At 72.8% G+C, this 14951-nt stretch carries 14 protein-coding genes; 6 read left to right on the forward strand and 8 right to left on the reverse strand.

What is annotated here, in order from left to right:
* Positions 1-14: 14 nt before the first annotated feature.
* The 4 genes from ACDF64_RS07420 to ACDF64_RS07435 form a co-directional block, all read right to left on the reverse strand.
* Entirely contained in the window at positions 15-1535 is a 1521-nt protein-coding gene (locus ACDF64_RS07420; RefSeq protein WP_394554473.1) for an APC family permease, read from the reverse strand.
* Between the two features lie 200 nt (positions 1536-1735).
* A complete protein-coding gene (locus ACDF64_RS07425) occupies positions 1736-3100 on the reverse strand; it encodes an NAD-dependent succinate-semialdehyde dehydrogenase (RefSeq protein ID WP_394554474.1) in 1365 nt (454 codons plus the stop codon).
* A 156-nt stretch (positions 3101-3256) separates the two neighbouring features.
* Positions 3257-4072, reverse strand: a complete 816-nt coding sequence (locus ACDF64_RS07430; protein WP_394554475.1) for a hypothetical protein — start codon at positions 4070-4072, stop codon at positions 3257-3259.
* Positions 4053-4823, reverse strand: a complete 771-nt coding sequence (locus ACDF64_RS07435) for a FadR/GntR family transcriptional regulator (protein WP_394554476.1) — start codon at positions 4821-4823, stop codon at positions 4053-4055. The genes ACDF64_RS07430 and ACDF64_RS07435 overlap by 20 nt, the downstream gene beginning before the upstream one ends.
* A 114-nt stretch (positions 4824-4937) precedes the next feature.
* On the opposite strand from ACDF64_RS07435, the gene ACDF64_RS07440 reads away from it, so the two are divergent.
* Together ACDF64_RS07440 and ACDF64_RS07445 are read left to right on the forward strand one after the other, a co-directional pair.
* Positions 4938-6221, forward strand: a complete 1284-nt coding sequence (locus tag ACDF64_RS07440) for a CaiB/BaiF CoA transferase family protein (protein WP_394554477.1) — start codon at positions 4938-4940, stop codon at positions 6219-6221.
* Positions 6218-7414, forward strand: a complete 1197-nt coding sequence (locus tag ACDF64_RS07445) for an acyl-CoA dehydrogenase family protein (protein WP_394554478.1) — start codon at positions 6218-6220, stop codon at positions 7412-7414. Before ACDF64_RS07440 ends, ACDF64_RS07445 begins: the two co-directional genes overlap by 4 nt.
* 75 nt (positions 7415-7489) lie before the next feature.
* Here the strand turns inward: ACDF64_RS07445 and ACDF64_RS07450 are convergent, their stop codons facing one another.
* Positions 7490-7816: a hypothetical protein gene (locus ACDF64_RS07450; protein ID WP_394554480.1), complete on the reverse strand. Its 327-nt coding sequence runs from the start codon at positions 7814-7816 to the stop codon at positions 7490-7492.
* Between the two features lie 213 nt (positions 7817-8029).
* On the opposite strand from ACDF64_RS07450, the gene ACDF64_RS07455 reads away from it, so the two are divergent.
* The gene (locus ACDF64_RS07455) at positions 8030-8779 is read left to right on the forward strand and encodes a Pr6Pr family membrane protein (RefSeq protein ID WP_394554482.1); all 750 of its coding nucleotides are present in this window, start codon (positions 8030-8032) and stop codon (positions 8777-8779) included.
* On the opposite strand, the gene ACDF64_RS07460 is transcribed toward ACDF64_RS07455, so the two are convergent.
* Positions 8676-10184 carry an FAD-dependent oxidoreductase gene (locus ACDF64_RS07460; RefSeq protein ID WP_394554484.1) on the reverse strand — a complete coding sequence of 503 codons (1509 nt, stop codon included), beginning with the start codon at positions 10182-10184 and terminating at the stop codon, positions 8676-8678. The two genes, ACDF64_RS07455 and ACDF64_RS07460, sit on opposite strands and share 104 nt — an antisense overlap.
* 127 nt (positions 10185-10311) lie before the next feature.
* Here ACDF64_RS07460 and ACDF64_RS07465 point away from each other — a divergent pair, with 127 nt between their 5' ends.
* Positions 10312-10770 carry a VOC family protein gene (locus ACDF64_RS07465; RefSeq protein ID WP_394554485.1) on the forward strand — a complete coding sequence of 153 codons (459 nt, stop codon included), beginning with the start codon at positions 10312-10314 and terminating at the stop codon, positions 10768-10770.
* Positions 10771-10789: 19 nt separating this feature from the next.
* Positions 10790-11542, forward strand: coding sequence for a winged helix-turn-helix transcriptional regulator (locus tag ACDF64_RS07470; protein WP_394554487.1), 753 nt, complete (start codon positions 10790-10792; stop codon positions 11540-11542).
* An 81-nt stretch (positions 11543-11623) separates the two neighbouring features.
* On the opposite strand, the gene ACDF64_RS07475 is transcribed toward ACDF64_RS07470, so the two are convergent.
* Both ACDF64_RS07475 and ACDF64_RS07480 read right to left on the reverse strand, forming a co-directional pair.
* A complete protein-coding gene (locus tag ACDF64_RS07475) occupies positions 11624-13072 on the reverse strand; it encodes an NAD(P)/FAD-dependent oxidoreductase (protein WP_394555073.1) in 1449 nt (482 codons plus the stop codon).
* 95 nt (positions 13073-13167) lie between these two features.
* The gene (locus ACDF64_RS07480) at positions 13168-14286 is read right to left on the reverse strand and encodes a serine hydrolase domain-containing protein (RefSeq protein ID WP_394554488.1); all 1119 of its coding nucleotides are present in this window, start codon (positions 14284-14286) and stop codon (positions 13168-13170) included.
* 78 nt (positions 14287-14364) lie between these two features.
* On the opposite strand from ACDF64_RS07480, the gene ACDF64_RS07485 reads away from it, so the two are divergent.
* The gene (locus ACDF64_RS07485; RefSeq protein WP_394554489.1) at positions 14365-14898 is read left to right on the forward strand and encodes a PadR family transcriptional regulator; all 534 of its coding nucleotides are present in this window, start codon (positions 14365-14367) and stop codon (positions 14896-14898) included.
* Positions 14899-14951: the final 53 nt, after the last annotated feature.

The raw sequence follows: 14951 nt of genomic DNA on the forward strand, positions 1-14951 counted from the left end.
GTGCGCCTGTCGGGTCAGGTGCGCGGTGCCTGCACCGCCCGGACCGCGCCGGTGCGGACGCGGATCTCGTCCGCGACCGCGACGGCGTCGCCCTCGGGTGCGGTCGACTTGCGGTCGGGTCGAGCGATGAGCAGGTACAGGAGGCCGGTGCCGAGCACGACCGCGAGGCCGATGAGCACGACCCAGTCGGTGAGCGGGTCGCCGGATGCCCCGGGCATCGCGAGCAGGACCATCGCGAACACGCCGTAGGCGAGCGCGACGATGTTGATCACGAGGCCCCAGCGGCCGAGCGTGAACGGTCCGGCGGGCTTCCAGCCCCGCAGCCGCTGGCGGAGTGACGCGAGCACGACCATCTGGAACGCGACGTAGATGCCGAGCACCGCGAACGCCGTGACGGGCACCAGGAGGCCGGCGTTGATCCAGACCAGCACGGCGATGATCGCGGGGATCGTGCACGCGACGATGAGCGCGTTCACCGGGACCTTGGCCGCCGAGACCTTCGACAGCCAACGGCTGCCGGGGATCATCCCGTCACGGGCGAACGAGTAGAGCAGCCGACTGGCGGCGGCCTGGAGGCTGAGCACGCACGAGAGGAACGCGGTGACCGCGACGATGAGGAACAGCTTCGCGCCGACCGGGCCGAGCGTGGACTCGAGGATCGCGGGGATCGGGTCGGCGTCCTCGCCGGCGACGATCGCCTGGAGGTCGGGTGCGGCGAGCACGTAGCCGCCGAACGAGAACAGCGCGGAGACGCCGCCGACGAGGATCGTGAGCATCATCGCCTTGGGGATGCGTCGGGCCGGGTTCTCGACCTCCTCGGCGACGTCGCCGCAGGCCTCGAAGCCGTAGAAGAGGAAGAGGCCGGCGAGCGCGGCGCCCATGAACGCGGTGAGGTAGCTGCCGTCGCCCTCGACGCCCATCGTGTCGAAGAAGATCGAGAACTCCTGCTTGCGCTGGAAGATCAGCAGGTAGAGGCCGAGGCCGATGACGCCGATGAGCTCGGCTGCGAGCCCGATGCGCGCGACGCGCGCGAGCCACTTCGTGCCGCTGAAGTTGATCGCGAGCGCGATGACGAGCAGGCCGAGCGTGAGCAGCAGGCCCGTGGTCGCGTCGGCGGGGATCCCGAACAGGCTCGCGGCGAAGCCCGAGCCGTACTCGGACACCGCGGTGATCGTCACGATCATCGCCCAGATGTAGACCCAGGCGGCCATCCAGGCGTAGCGCTTGCCCCAGAGCCGGCGGGCCCACGGGTAGATGCCGCCGTGGATCGGGTACTGCGAGACGACCTCGCCGAACACGAGCGACACGAGCAGCTGGCCCGCGCCGACGATGACGATCCACCAGATCGAGGGCGGGCCGCCGACCGTGAGGGCCAGGGCGAAGAGGGAGTAGACGCCGACGAGCGGCGAGAGGTAGGTGAAGCCGAGGGCGAAGTTCGCCCAGAGGCTCATCGACCGGTGGAACGAGTCCTCGTAGCCGAGGACCTGGAGGTGTTCGCCGTCGCCGAGTTCGGCCGGCTTCGCGGGGTCGGTCATGGTGCCTTCCTTGATCGTCGTTGATCTCGTCCGCCCACCCCGGACGACTTGGAGCGAACAGCAGCCTGCCATACCTTCGGCTGTAAAGCTATAGCACCGGATGATTTCTCAGGAAGCGCCGGGGCGACACGCGACGAGCCCCCGACCCGCGCTGGGTCGAGGGCTCGTCGGACCGGGTCGAGGCCCGGTCGCGCGGGCGATCAGCCGACGCGGATCAGCTTCTTGTTCACGAACTCGTCGGCGCCGAAGCGGCCGAGCTCGCGGCCCGAGCCGGAGCGCTTGATGCCGCCGAAGGGCAGCTCCGCGCCGTCGGCGAGCACGAGGTTCACGAACACCATGCCGGCCTCGATCGCGTCGGCGACGCGCTCGGCCTGCGCGGCGTCGGTCGTGAAGACGTAGGAGCCCAGGCCGAACGGGGTGTCGTTCGCGATGCGGATCGCGTCGGCCTCGTCGGCCGCGCGGTACACCTGCGCCACCGGGCCGAAGAACTCCTCCTTCGAGGCCGGGTTCTCGGGGGAGAGGTCCGCCAGCACCGTGGTCTGGAAGAACGCGCCGTCGCGCGCGCCGCCGTGCACGAGGGTCGCGCCGTGCTCGATCGCGCGCTTGACCTGGGCGTCGAGGCCCTCGGCCGCCTTGAGCGACGACAGCGGGCCGAGCGCCGAGTCCGACGAGGTCGGGTCGGTCGCCTCGACCTCGGCGAGCTTCGCGGTGAACTTCTCGAGGAACGGCTCGTAGAGCTCGTCCGCGACGATGAAGCGCTTGGCCGCGTTGCAGGACTGGCCGCTGTTGTCGAGGCGCGCGTCGACCGCGTTCTGCACGGTCGCGTCGAGGTCGTCGGTCGACAGCAGGATGAAGGGGTCGCTGCCGCCGAGCTCGAGGACGACCTTCTTCAGGTACTTGCCCGCGATCGCGGCGACGGCCGCGCCGGCGCGCTCGGACCCGGTCAGCGAGACGCCCTGCACGCGCGGGTCGGCGATGACCTGCTCGATCTGGTCGTGCGACGCGTAGACGTTGACGTAGGCGCCCTCGGGGAAGCCCGCGTCGAGGAAGATGCGCTCCATCGCGGCGGCCGACTCGGGGCACTGCTCGGCGTGCTTGAGCACGATCGTGTTGCCGATGATGAGGTTCGGGCCGGCGAAGCGGGCGACCTGGTAGTACGGGAAGTTCCACGGCATGATGCCGAGCAGCACGCCGAGCGACGAGCGGCGGATCACCGCGGTGCCCTCGCCGGCCAGCAGCGAGATCGGCTCGTCGACGAGGAATCCGGCCGAGTGCTCGGCGTAGTACTCGTAGATCGCGGCGGCGAAGTCGACCTCGCCGAGGGCCTGCTCGATCGGCTTGCCCATCTCGCGGACGATGATCTCGGCCAGCTCCTGCCGGCGCTCGGTGTGCAGCTCCGCGACGCGGCCGATGAGCGCCGCGCGCTCCTGGACCGTGGTCTGCTTCGACCAGGTGCGGTGCGCCTCGGTCGCCGCGGCGATCGCCGCCTGCAGCGCCTCGTCGGTGATCGTGTCGTAGCTGCTGACGACCTCGCCGGTGGCGGGGTTGGTCACGGCGTAGCTCATGGAGCTCTCCTCTTCGGGCGTTCTCGTGTGCGTCGTGCTGCGGTTCGCCGGCGTCTCCTGCCGCGTCGCAGTCGAATGGTGGATCAAAGATATACCACCGGATGATTCACGGCACCGGTCGTTCAGGACCTCCACAGCCAGCGCGCGGATACCCCGCTACGGCAGCAGGTCGGCCGGGCGTACGAGCACCGCGAACGGCGTGTCGGGGCACGGCACGAGCCGGTCGGCGGATGCCCCGGAGGCATCCGTGCGCCCAGCGATGCCGTCGACCAGCCGGCCGACCTCGACGGCCGGATCCGTCGAGAGCATCACTCGGCCCTGCTCGTTCACGAGCGCGAGCGGCTCGTCGACGTCGAGGAAGACGCCGAGGAGGTCGCGCTCGAGGCGCCGGACGGCGACGTCGGCGCCGACGACGCCCACCATCGGCTCGCCGTCGGCGAGCTGCACGGGCATGGTCACCGTGAGGATGTAGTCGCACGTGCAGAGGTGGTCGACGTACGGGCCCGTGACGTGGGCGGTCCGGGTCGTCGCGGGGATCCGGTACCACTCGAGCGCGCGGAAGTCGCGCAGGTACTCGGTGTACCCGCGTGTCGAGAGGTCGAGGCGGGTCGGCACGTCCGTCGAGCCGAGGACCGGGTTGTCGTCGAGCGGCGCGAGCCACCACGCGAAGTGCACCTCGCGTCCGCGGACGACCTCGCCGTCGGCGATGAAGCCCGCGCCGACGAGGTCGGGGTCCTCCGCGGCCAGGCGCGGGAGCACGAGCTCGGCGATCGCGTGGTCGAGGTCGGCCGGGCGGAGTTCCGGCGTGCGCAGGTCGGCGGGGCCGGCGTCGCCGCCGCCTCCCGGGCGGGGGAGGCCGCCGCCCCGACGCAGCAGCGCCTCGATCTCGGTGCGCCAGGCGGTGAGCTGGTCGAACACGTCGCGGAACGCGTCGCCGACCGCTCCGGCGGCCTCAGCCGGCGTCCGGGACATCCAGCGCACCGCCCCTCTCGACACGGGACTTCGCGGCGATGAGCCGCCGCGCGAGGGAGTCGACGAGCTCGCCGGCGGCGGCGCGCGCGCGGATCGGGCGGTGCCGGGCGACCGCGCGGACGATCCGCTCGTCGAAGGCGACCGCCTCGGCGCGCGCGACCTCGTCGCCGAGGCCGAGGAGCAGGAGCGGACCGTACTCGGCCTGCAACCGGATCTGCTCGCGCACGAGCCTCGCCGACTGGCTGAGCACCGCGAGCTCGAGCAGGAAACCGCCCTGGTTGGTGCGCGCGGCGGCGCCGGTCGAGAAGTCGGCCGCGCGGAGCCAGGCGTCGAGGCGCGCCGCCTCGTCGGGCGACGCGCGGTCCGCGGCGCGCTCGGCCGCGCCCGCGAGGATCGCGCCGAAGTAGACGGCCATGTCGCCGAGCTCGACCATCGCGATGCCGCGCAGGCGTGCGGTGAGGATGGCGCGGTGCTCGGCGTCGTCGTGGACGACGAAGCTGCCGCCGTCGCGGCCGCGGCGGGTCTCGACGAGACCCGCGTCGCGGAGGATCCCGAGGCCCTCGCGCACGGTGATGAGTGCGACGCCGAAGCGGCGGGCGAGCTCGGGCTCGCTCGGGAGGCGCTCGCCGGGCTCGAGGACGCCGAGGATGATGCCGTCGGTGAGGCGGCGCGCGACCTGCTCGGCGCGGCCGGCGTCGGCGAGCTGGGCGAACACGGCTTCGCGCGCGCCCGGGCCCACCCTCGTCTCCATGGGTCCACGATAACCGCGGCGGCGGTGCGCGGCGTCCGACGCGCTGGAAAAAGATTCGATATAGGATGAATCGCATCCGGCCGTGCGGCCGACCCATGCGAAGGCGGATGACCCATGCGCGAGCGACCCGACCCGACGATCGGCGCGGCTGCCGGTGCGCCCGTCGACGCCTCCGCCGCCGCGCGCGCCGACCTGCCGGCCGGCGCACTCGCGGGCATCCGCGTCGCCGACTTCTCGCGCGTGCTCGCGGGGCCCTACGCCACGATGCTGCTCGCCGACTTCGGCGCCGACGTCGTGAAGGTCGAGCCGCCGCAGGGCGACGAGACGCGCGGCTGGCTGCCGCCCGTCGACGCGTCCGGGGCATCCACGTACTTCGGCAGCGTGAACCGCAACAAGCGCGCGGTGCGGATCGACCTCACCGACCCGGCCGGCCTCGCCGAGGCGCGCCGGCTCGCGGCGACCGCCGACGTCGTGATCGAGAACTTCCGCCCGGGGGTCATGGGCCGGTTCGGGCTCGCGTACGAGGACGTCCGGGCGCAGAACCCGAGCGTCGTGTACTGCTCGATCACCGGATTCGGCGCCGGCGAGGGCGCGGGGCTCGCCGGCTACGACCTGCTCGTCCAGGCGCTCGGCGGCCTCATGAGCATCACCGGGGAACCCGACGGCGACCCGGTGAAGGCCGGCGTCGCGCTCGTCGACGTGCTCACCGGGCAGAACGCGGTGGCCGGCATCCTCCTCGCGCTCCGAGAGCGCGACCGCACCGGGCGGGGCCAGCTCGTCGAGGTCACCCTCCTGCAGTCGCTGCTCTCAGCGCTCGTCAACCAGGCCGGCGGCACGCTCGCGACCGGCACGCCGCCCGCGCGACTCGGCAACCGGCACCCGTCGATCGCGCCGTACGCGGTGTTCCGTGCGGCCGACCGGGACCTCGTGATCGCGGTCGGCAACGACCGCCAGTTCCGGACCCTCGCGCGGCTCATCGGCCGGGACGACCTCGCCGACGACCCGCGCTACGCGACCAACGCCGACCGCGTCGGGCATCGCGACGCGCTCGCCGCCGAGCTCGAGTCCGCGCTCGCCGTGCGCCCGGCGGCCGACTGGTCGCGCGCGTTCGCCGACGCGGGCGTGCCCGCGGGCGTCGTGAACGACGTCGCGGAGGCGTTCGCGTTCGCCGAGTCGCTCGGCCTCGACCCGGTGGTCCGGCTCGGCTCGTCGGCGTCCGTCGCCTCGCCGATCCGGCTGTCCGCGACGCCGGCCCGATACCGCACCGCGCCGCCCGCGCTCGGCGCCGATGACGGCGCCGACTGGCTCGGCGCATCCGCTCCGGACGCATCCGCACCCGACGCATCCGCTCCCGGCGCATCCGCTCCCGACCCCGACCCCGAAGGGACCCGACCATGACCGACGCACCCGGCATCGACGCCGTCTTCGACCTCGACGGCCTGCTGACCGAGGACGAGCTCGACTGGCAGCGCCGCGTCCGCGCGTTCACGCAGGAGCGGATCGTGCCCGTGATCGAGGACGACTGGGAGCGCGCGTACTTCCGACGCGAGCTGGTCAAGGAACTCGGCGACCTCGGCGTGCTCGGCATGCACCTCACGGGGTACGGCTGTGCGGGCGCCGGCGCGGTCGCCTACGGCGTCGCGTGCCTCGAGCTCGAGGCCGGCGACTCGGGCTGGCGCACGCTCGTCTCGGTGCAGGGATCGCTCGCGATGAGCGCGATCCACAAGCACGGCAGCGAGGAGCAGAAGCAGCGATGGCTCCCCGGCATGGCCGCGGGCGACCTCCTCGGATGCTTCGCGCTGACCGAGCCGCAGGGCGGCAGCGATCCCGCCGCCATGCGCACGGTCGCCCGGCGCGACGGCGACCAATGGGTGCTCGACGGAGCGAAGCGCTGGATCGGCCTCGCGTCGCTGGCCGACGTCGCGGTCGTCTGGGCCCGGGTCGACGACCCGTCCGGCGCGTACGGCGAGGGCGCGAAGGCGGTGCGCGGATTCCTCGTGCCGACGTCGACCCCCGGCTTCACCGCGACCCCGATCGAGCCGAAGCGCTCGATGCGCGCCTCGGTGCAGTGCGACATCGCGCTCGACGGGGTGCGGCTTCCGGCGGACGCGATCCTGCCCGGGGCATCCGGGCTGTCCGGGCCGTTCGCGTGCCTGAACGAGGCGCGCTACGGCATCGTCTGGGGCGCCATGGGCGCCGCGCGCTCGAGCATCGAGGTCGCGATCGAGCGGTCGGCGACCCGCGAGGTGTTCGGCCGGCCGATCGGCGCGAACCAGCTCACGCAGGCGAAGCTCGCCGACATGGTCGTCGAGTACGAGAAGGGCGTGCTGCTCGCGTTGCACCTCGGCCGGCTCAAGGAGCGCGGCGCGATCACTCCCGCGCAGATCTCCGTCGGCAAGCTCAACAGCGTGCGCGAGGCGCTGAAGATCGCGCACGAGGCGCGGAGCATCCTCGGCGGCGACGGCATCACGGGCGCGTTCCCGGTCATGCGGCACGCCGCGAACCTCGAGTCGGTGCGCACGTACGAGGGCACCGACGAGATCCACCAGCTCGTGATCGGGCGGACGCTCACGGGGCTCGACGCGTTCTGACGCACCGGTCCCGGCTGCCCCGCGTCGGCGGCGCAGCCGGGACCGTTCCGTGCGACCCGACCCGGGCGACGCGGTTCAGTTGACGCCCGGGATCACCAGCCAGTGGTTGGCGAGCACGAGCCAGATCGCGAGCACCACGATGCCGACGATGGCGAGGGTGCGGCTGCCCCGCCCGCCGATGACGAGCCCGACGACGAGCACGACGAGCGTCGCGACGCCCAGCACGATCGACCCGAACGGGATGCCGGGCAGGAACAGCGACAGCAGGAACAGGGCGGCGACGATCACCTCGATGACGCCGACGACGGATCCGCCGCGGCCGCGGAGGCGGCGGATGCCGTCGACGAGGGCGAGCGCCCCGCCGACGAGGGCGATGATGAGGAGCCAGGACAGTGCGATCATGTTCGGTCCTTCCCCGACGCGCGGGGGACGCGTCGGCGTGAGGGGCACGCGATCCGCGTGCCTGCGGGGGACTGCGACGCGCGGGGTGCCGTGCGACATCCGTCACGGTAGCGACGGCGCCCCGCCGGGCGCGAGGGGTTGCGCGACCGACTCGATCCGGGATATGCCGCAACCGGAATAGGCCCCCCGAGAGGCCGGGCGTAGCGTGGGAGCATGTCCGCGCGCGAACACGGAGCCGTCGCTCCGGCCGTTCGCGCGCGGCGGTTCCTCGGCGCGTTCCGGCTCGCGATCGCCGTGCTCGAGGTCGTCGCGCTCATCGGCAACTTCCAGTACGTGCTGAGCTTCCGGCTCTTCGCGACGCAGAACTTCTTCAGCTACTTCACGATCCAGTCCGCGTTCTTCGCCGTCGTCGTGCTCGTCGTCGCGGGCGCGTACGCGCTCCTCGCGCCGCGGGATCCGACGTGGCTCGGCGTGGTGCGCACGATCGCGACGGTGTACGTCGTCGTGTCGGGGATCGTGTTCGCGCTCATCGTGAGCCAGGCCTCGACGTTCGACTACCGCATGGAGGTGCCGTGGTCGGACACGCTCCTGCACTTCGTCGTGCCCACGCTGGTGCTGGTCGGGTGGACGACCGACAGCGTGCTCGCGGTCAACCCGCCCGTGCCGTGGTCGACGGTCGCGTGGGTGCTCGCCTACCCGTCGGCCTGGCTCGTCTTCACCCAGGTGCGCGGCGCCGACGTCGGCTGGTACCCCTACTTCTTCCTCGACGAGTCGCAGGTGGGCGGCTGGGTCGGGGTGCTGATCGGATGCCTCGTGTGCCTCGTGATCTTCGTGGCGATCACGGCGGTGCTCGTCGCGGTCAACCGGCGTCTGTGGCGAATGGCTGCAGCTCGGCGAGCAGCACCTCGCGGAACGCGTCGTCGTCGAGCGCCTCGAGTCGACGAGCCTGCTCCGCGGCGATGACGGCCACGAGCACGGGCTCGTCCGTCGCACGGCCGACGTCGAGCCAGGCCGCGACCGACGGGGTGCGCCCGACGAGCGTGAGGATGTCGGGCGTCGCGACGGCGCCGTCGGCGGTCGGCGGATCGACCTGCCCGTCGCCCGGCTCCCGCCGCCAGAACGCGGACTCGAACCGGAGCCAGGCGGTGTCGACCAGGCCCATGCCGAGCAGCGAGATCGCGCGCTGGTGGATGTACGGCAGGTTCGGGCGGAAGCGCACGGTGTCGGTCTTCAGCACGCCGAGCGGCACGGTCACGATCGCGCGGTCGGCGCGGAGCGACTCGCCCGTGTCGAGGCGGATGCTCACGCGGTCGGCCGTGTAGGCGACCAGCGTGACGGTCGAGCCGCCCGCAATCGAGAGCGGTTCGGCGAGCGCGTCGACGACCTCAGAGAGCGGTCCGCTGACGACGCGGAGGTCGCGACCGAGGCGGTCCTCGTCGACGCTCGTGGCGGACACCTTCGATGTCGACGCGCCGACGGCCGGCTCGACGCCGCTCGCGATCGCGTGGGTGAGCCAGTCGAGCGTGCTGACGTCGTGCGCGTCGGGGATCGCGGGAAGGTCGGTCGCGCCCGAGCCGACCAGCGCGGTGGCGAGCGAGACGTCGCTCGGCTGGGTCAGCGCCCAGTCGTGGGCCTGCGCGATCGCGGCGACGCCCGCGGGGTCGATCGGCACCCATGTGCCGTCCGGGGCGAGCGCGACGTCGGGCATCGGGAGCAGGTGGGTGTCGACGGATGCCTCGACGAGGAGCTCCTCGAGTGCGGGATCGTCGCCGACGACGAACGCGCCGAGCTGCACGGGCCCGTCGAAGGCGTCGTCGTCGACGGACTGCACGCGCCCGCCGGCCCGGTCGCGCGCCTCGATCACGACCACCTCGTAGCCGCGTTCGACGAGGTGGTTCGCGGCGGTGAGGCCCGCGAGGCCGGCGCCGACGACGGCGATCCGCTCGCCTTCCGCGGCGACGGTCGCGACCTGCTCGGCGGCCGCGCGACCCGAGGCGATCGCGCCGTGCATGGTGCCCGGGGCGGTGGTCGAGCACGCCTCGCCCGCGAACCAGAGCCGGTCGAGGACGGGGAGCGCGAGCGCGTCGCGCAGCCGGTCGGTGCTGCCGACGGCGTCGTAGCTGAAGGCGCCGCGCGCGTACGGATCCTCGCCCCAGCGCGACCGGCGCATGGCCGTGAGCGGGGCGACCCCGCCGGTCGGCGTGGGCGTCGGAGTCGGGGTCGGCGTGGGCGTCGGGGACCCGGTGGGCGACGCGGTCGGCGCGGGCGGTCCGGTGCATCCGGCGAGGACCACCGCGACCGATCCCGCGAGCGCCGCCGCGAGGAACGTGCGTCGCGGCACGCCGTCGGAGCGCTCACGTGGGCCCATGCAGTCAGGCTAGCCCGACCGAGCGGACGGAGTGTTTGCTTGCTATTGACAAGTGAACTTGCAAAGAGCAAGCTGGGCATCGAACCCGAGGACCGAATCAGGCACGACCGTCATCCAGGAGGACGACATGACCACATCCATCTTCGTGAACTTCCCCACGACCGACCTTCCCCGCGCCAAGGCGTTCTACGAGGCGCTCGGCTACACCGTCAACCCGAACTTCACCGACGACAACGCCGCGTGCATCGTGCTCACCGACCAGATCTACTTCATGGTCGTCACGCGCGACTTCCTGCAGACCTTCACCGACAAGCCGATCGTCGACCCGAAGACCGCGGCGCAGATGCAGATCTCGCTGACCTGCGACTCGCGCGAGGCGGTCGACGAGATCGCCGGGAAGGCCCTCGCCGCGGGCGGCACCGAGCCGCGCGACGCGCAGGACTACGGCTTCATGTACTCGCGCGACCTCGAGGACCCCGACGGCAACATCCTCGGCTTCCTCTACATGGAGCCGGCCGCAGCCGAGCAGGGTCCCGATGCGTACCTCGCCCAGCAGGGCGCGGGCACGCCGACGGCCTCGGCCTGAGCGGCCGGGCCCCCACCGCATGGGCACTCGCGTCGCGCGCGGCTTCGGCCAGTACAGCGGCGTGGCCAGGGCCGTCGAGCGGGTCGGGGAACGATGGGCGCTGCTCATCGTCCGCGACCTGCTCGCCGGCGCGCGCCGGTACTCCGACCTGAAGCAGAGCCTGCCGCGGATCCCGACCAACATCCTGAGCGACCGGCTGAAGGAGCTCCAGGAGGCGGGCGTCGTGCGGCGCGTCCCGATCGTGCGCGGCGGGTACGAGCTCACCGAGGCCGGGCTTGCGCTCGCGCCGGCCGTCCTCGCGCTCGAGCGCTGGGGCTGGTCGGCGCTCGGCGAGCCCGCCGAGGGCGAGGTCGTCTCGGCCGACGCGCTCGCAGTGTCGCTCCACGCGGCCTTCCGTCCCGACGCGGCCGCGTCGCTGCCGCCCACCGAGTACGTGCTGCACGTCGCCGGCACGAGCCTGTCGGCCATGGTCGCCGGCGGCGGGCTCGACGTCGTCCCGATCGGGCCGGGCGCGCTGCCGCAGCCGCACCGGCGGACCGCGACGGCTGCGCCGGCGGACGTGCTCGAACTGGTCGTGGAGCCCGGCGCGTTCCGCGACCTGCTGACGGATGCCTCCGCCGCCACGTCGCTTCGCGCCGCAGCCGCGGACATCGGGATGACCGTCCTCGCCGGCGGTCCGGGGCTCGTCGACCGCTTCCGGCGCACGTTCCGCATCGAGCCGGTCGCGCCCGACGACGCGGCCGGCGCCGCCGGCGAGGCATCCGTCGCGTAGGTTCCGCGTCGAGCGCCGCCGTTCCCGGTGATCGAGGAGCGCCCGAGCGGAGCGAGGACGCGTCTCGAGATCCCGCCGCGCCTACGAGTCGAACCCGAGCCCCACCGCGTCGAGCGACTTCAGGATCAGGTCCCGCCGTCCGCCCGAGTGGTCCGCCCGGTCGAGCGATCGCCGAGCGGCCTGGATCCCGGCCGACGCCAGCGGTTCGGGAGGGAACGGCATCGGGCGCTTGCGCACCATCTCGAGGTTCGTCCGTTCGTTGTCGCGGCCCTCGAGGAGGTCCAGCATGACCTCGCCCGCGAACCGGGTCGCGGCGACGCCGAGGCCCGTGAACCCGGCCGCGTAGGCGACTCGCTGGTCGCGCGCGATCCCGAAGAAGGCGCAGAACCTCGTGCACGTGTCGATCGCGCCGGCCCACCGGTGCGTGAACCGGATGCCCTCGAGCTGCGGGAACGTCGTGAGGAAGTGGCTCGCGAGTCGCTCGTACGACTCGTCGCGGTCCTCGTAGACCGACCGGACGCGGCCGCCGTAGTGGTACACGGCGTCGTAGCCGCCGAACAGGATGCGCCCGTCGCGGGTCATCCGCACGTAGTGGAACTGGTTCGCGAGGTCGCTGAATCCCTGGCGGTTCGCCCACCCGATGTCGGCGAGCTGCGCGGCGTCGAGGGGTTCGGTCATGAGCGCGTAGTCGTAGACCGGCACGGTCATCGTGCGGTTGCGCTTGAGCAGCGACGGGAACGCGTTCGTCGCGAGCACGGCGTGCTTGGCGAGGACGGTGCCGCCGTCGGTCACGAGGCCGACCGCCCCGGTGGATCCGGGGGTGTCGACCGCGCGCACGGGCGTGCGCTCGTGGATCTCGACGCCGAGGTCCTCGGCGACCCTGGCGAGCTCGGCGACGAGCTTCGCCGGGTGCAGGATCGCGCTGCCGCGCGTGTCCCACAGCGCGCCGAGCAGGATCGGCGAGGCGATCTCGGCCTGCGCCTGCTCCCGGTCGAGCAGGCGGAGCGAGTCGTCGCCGCGCGCCGTCGCCGCGGCCGCTTCGTCTCGGAGCCAGGCCACCTGGTGGGGCTCGACCGCGACGGCGAGCGATCCGGTGCGCTCGAAGTCGACGTCCATGCCGAACTCGGCGACCGTCCGCTCGATCGCGTCGAGGTTCTCGCGGCCCAGGCGCTCGAGCAGCTCGAGCTCGTCGGGCCAGCGCGCCTCGCCGTTCGCGCGGCCGTGCGTGAGGGATGCCTCGCAGAACCCGCCGTTGCGTCCCGACGCGGCCCAGCCGAGCGTCTGGCCCTCGAGCAGGACCACGCGCGCGCCGGGGTTGCGCTGCTTCGCGAGCACGGCCGTCCAGAGTCCGGTGTAGCCGCCGCCCACGATCGCGAGGTCGGCGGCGATCGAGCCGTTCAGTCGCGGCGGGTGGGCGAGCACGCCCGCCGGCAGGTCGTCGAGCCAGAAGACGGCGCGCGCGGTGTCGGCGAGCGAGTGCGCGACCGCGGTCGCAGTGGGGCGGAGCCGTTCGTAGACCGTCGTGCCCACGGGTATCACATCCATCGGGGTCGGAGGTGTACACATCCTGCCCGACGGCGGTGGGGGTTCGGTAGGGGGTGCGGTCGCGAGTCGGGGAGCCCCGGTCAGGCGGCGGCGGAACGCACCGGCTCCGGGGCGCCGGCGGCGACGCCGCCGCCGACCGCGGCCCGACGCACCCGCCCGAGCTCCTGCTCGATCCGGATGAGCGTGCGGAAGCTGCGGGTCATCTCGCGCGTCGACGCGAAGTCGAGCACGATCTCGGCGTCGTGCACCGGGTCGTGCCAGAGGTGCGTCGCGAGCACGCCGAGGTGCCCGACCGGGCGGGGGAGCCCCGCGAGGAACGGCGAGAACCCGCCGAACCGCACCTGCATGTGCCCGGCGCCGTACCGGAGGCCGACGCGGAAGCGGTGCCGCGGCTCGGCGAGGTATCCCACGTGCTCGGGCGAGATCAGGCGGCCGGCGTGCAGCGCGCGCGAGAAGGCGACGAGGTCGTCGGGCGTCGAGACGATGCCGCCGCCGGACCAGGCGCAGCTGATGCTGCGCGACCCGCTCACCTCGTGCCGCCCGAGGCGGAACGGACGCAGGTCGGACGCCCCGCTCGCGGCCTCCGAACGGAACGGCATCGAGGTGTCGCGCAGGCCGAGCGGCGACAGGATCCGCTCGTGCAGCGCCTCGTGGAAGGCGAGGCCGGCCTGCTCCTCGACGATGCGCCCGAGCAGCACGTAGCCGGTGTCGGAGTACGCGAAGCGCTCGCCGGGCCGACCTACCGGGCGCTGCCGCCGACGGCTGAACTCGAGGAGGTCGGCGGGGGTCCACAGGCGGTCGGGCTCGGCCACGACGAGGTCGCGCATCCCGCGGCCCGAGGTGACCGGACCGTCGAAGTAGTCGGCGGCGCCCGACGTGTGCGTCAGCAGGTGGTGGACGGTCGGGGCATCCGCGCCCTCGGCGAACAGGCCGTCGAACTCGTGGGCCGGGAGCAGGGCTGCGATCGGCGTGTCGACGCCGAACGCGCCCTGTTCGACGAGCTGCATGACCAGGGTCGCCGTGAACGCCTTCCCGATGCTCGCGGCGTGGAATCGGCCCGCCGGGTCGCCGAAGCGGTACTCGAGGCCGAGCTCCGGTGCCGAGACCGCGACGAGCGGAGCGCCGAGGATGCCCCGTCGCGTGGTCACCCGTCGGAGGTGGTCGTCCATGCGCGTGGCGAAGTCGTCGACGATGCCCATCTGCCAGAATCCTCCTGTATCGAACCGTGATGTCACGAATAGGAATATCACTGTTCGTGACATAACGGAAGGGGAGAGATGGGCAACGTGATCCTCGGCCTGCTGCTCCTGCTCGGGCCGCAGACGCTCTACTCGCTGAACAAGCAGTTCCAGCAGGGGCCGTCGCTGTTCTACCGGGCGAGTTTCGGCAGCCTGCAGAGCGCCCTGAAGGCGCTGCTCGCCGCGGGGAGCGTCGACGTGCACGAGCGCGTCGAGGGCGGTCGCGCGAAGAAGGCCTACGAGATCACGGATGCCGGGTCGGTGGCCTTCCACGCCTGGATCCGCTCCCCGCTCGGCGGCGACCTCGAGACGGCCGCGCTCTCGCGGCTGTTCCTGCTCGGACTCGTCGAGGACCGCGACGAGCGGCGCGGCATCGTCGAGGGCATCGTCGGCGAGATCGGGCGCGAGCTCGCCGAGCTCGAGGCGTTCGCCCGGGTGCTCGACGAGCAGGAGCCCACGATCCCGCCGGCGTACCGCGAGGTGTTCCGCTACCAGCGCGCGACCCTCGACTACGGCGTGGTCGCGCACCGGTCGGCGCTCGAGTGGTTCACGGCGCTCGCCGGGGAGGGGTAGGCCCTCCGATCGGCACCGACGGGTGACGGAATACCCGACCGAGGCTGGACCCG

This window comes from Agromyces sp. MMS24-JH15, assembly GCF_043518605.1.
In the GTDB taxonomy this organism is placed as follows: Bacteria; Actinomycetota; Actinomycetes; order Actinomycetales; family Microbacteriaceae; genus Agromyces.

Excerpts from the sequence above, each read along its gene's own strand:
- ACDF64_RS07435 (WP_394554476.1), bottom strand. The coding sequence starts at position 4,823 with ATGGAGACGAGGGTGGGCCCGGGCGCGCGCGAAGCCGTGTTCGCCCAG.
- ACDF64_RS07440 (WP_394554477.1), top strand. The coding sequence starts at position 4,938 with ATGCGCGAGCGACCCGACCCGACGATCGGCGCGGCTGCCGGTGCGCCC.
- ACDF64_RS07480 (WP_394554488.1), bottom strand. The coding sequence starts at position 14,286 with ATGGGCATCGTCGACGACTTCGCCACGCGCATGGACGACCACCTCCGA.
- ACDF64_RS07445 (WP_394554478.1), top strand. The coding sequence starts at position 6,218 with ATGACCGACGCACCCGGCATCGACGCCGTCTTCGACCTCGACGGCCTG.
- ACDF64_RS07420 (WP_394554473.1), bottom strand. The coding sequence starts at position 1,535 with ATGACCGACCCCGCGAAGCCGGCCGAACTCGGCGACGGCGAACACCTC.
- ACDF64_RS07470 (WP_394554487.1), top strand. The coding sequence starts at position 10,790 with ATGGGCACTCGCGTCGCGCGCGGCTTCGGCCAGTACAGCGGCGTGGCC.
- ACDF64_RS07485 (WP_394554489.1), top strand. The coding sequence starts at position 14,365 with ATGGGCAACGTGATCCTCGGCCTGCTGCTCCTGCTCGGGCCGCAGACG.
- ACDF64_RS07430 (WP_394554475.1), bottom strand. The coding sequence starts at position 4,072 with ATGTCCCGGACGCCGGCTGAGGCCGCCGGAGCGGTCGGCGACGCGTTC.
- ACDF64_RS07455 (WP_394554482.1), top strand. The coding sequence starts at position 8,030 with ATGTCCGCGCGCGAACACGGAGCCGTCGCTCCGGCCGTTCGCGCGCGG.
- ACDF64_RS07465 (WP_394554485.1), top strand. The coding sequence starts at position 10,312 with ATGACCACATCCATCTTCGTGAACTTCCCCACGACCGACCTTCCCCGC.
- ACDF64_RS07450 (WP_394554480.1), bottom strand. The coding sequence starts at position 7,816 with ATGATCGCACTGTCCTGGCTCCTCATCATCGCCCTCGTCGGCGGGGCG.
- ACDF64_RS07460 (WP_394554484.1), bottom strand. The coding sequence starts at position 10,184 with ATGGGCCCACGTGAGCGCTCCGACGGCGTGCCGCGACGCACGTTCCTC.
- ACDF64_RS07425 (WP_394554474.1), bottom strand. The coding sequence starts at position 3,100 with ATGAGCTACGCCGTGACCAACCCCGCCACCGGCGAGGTCGTCAGCAGC.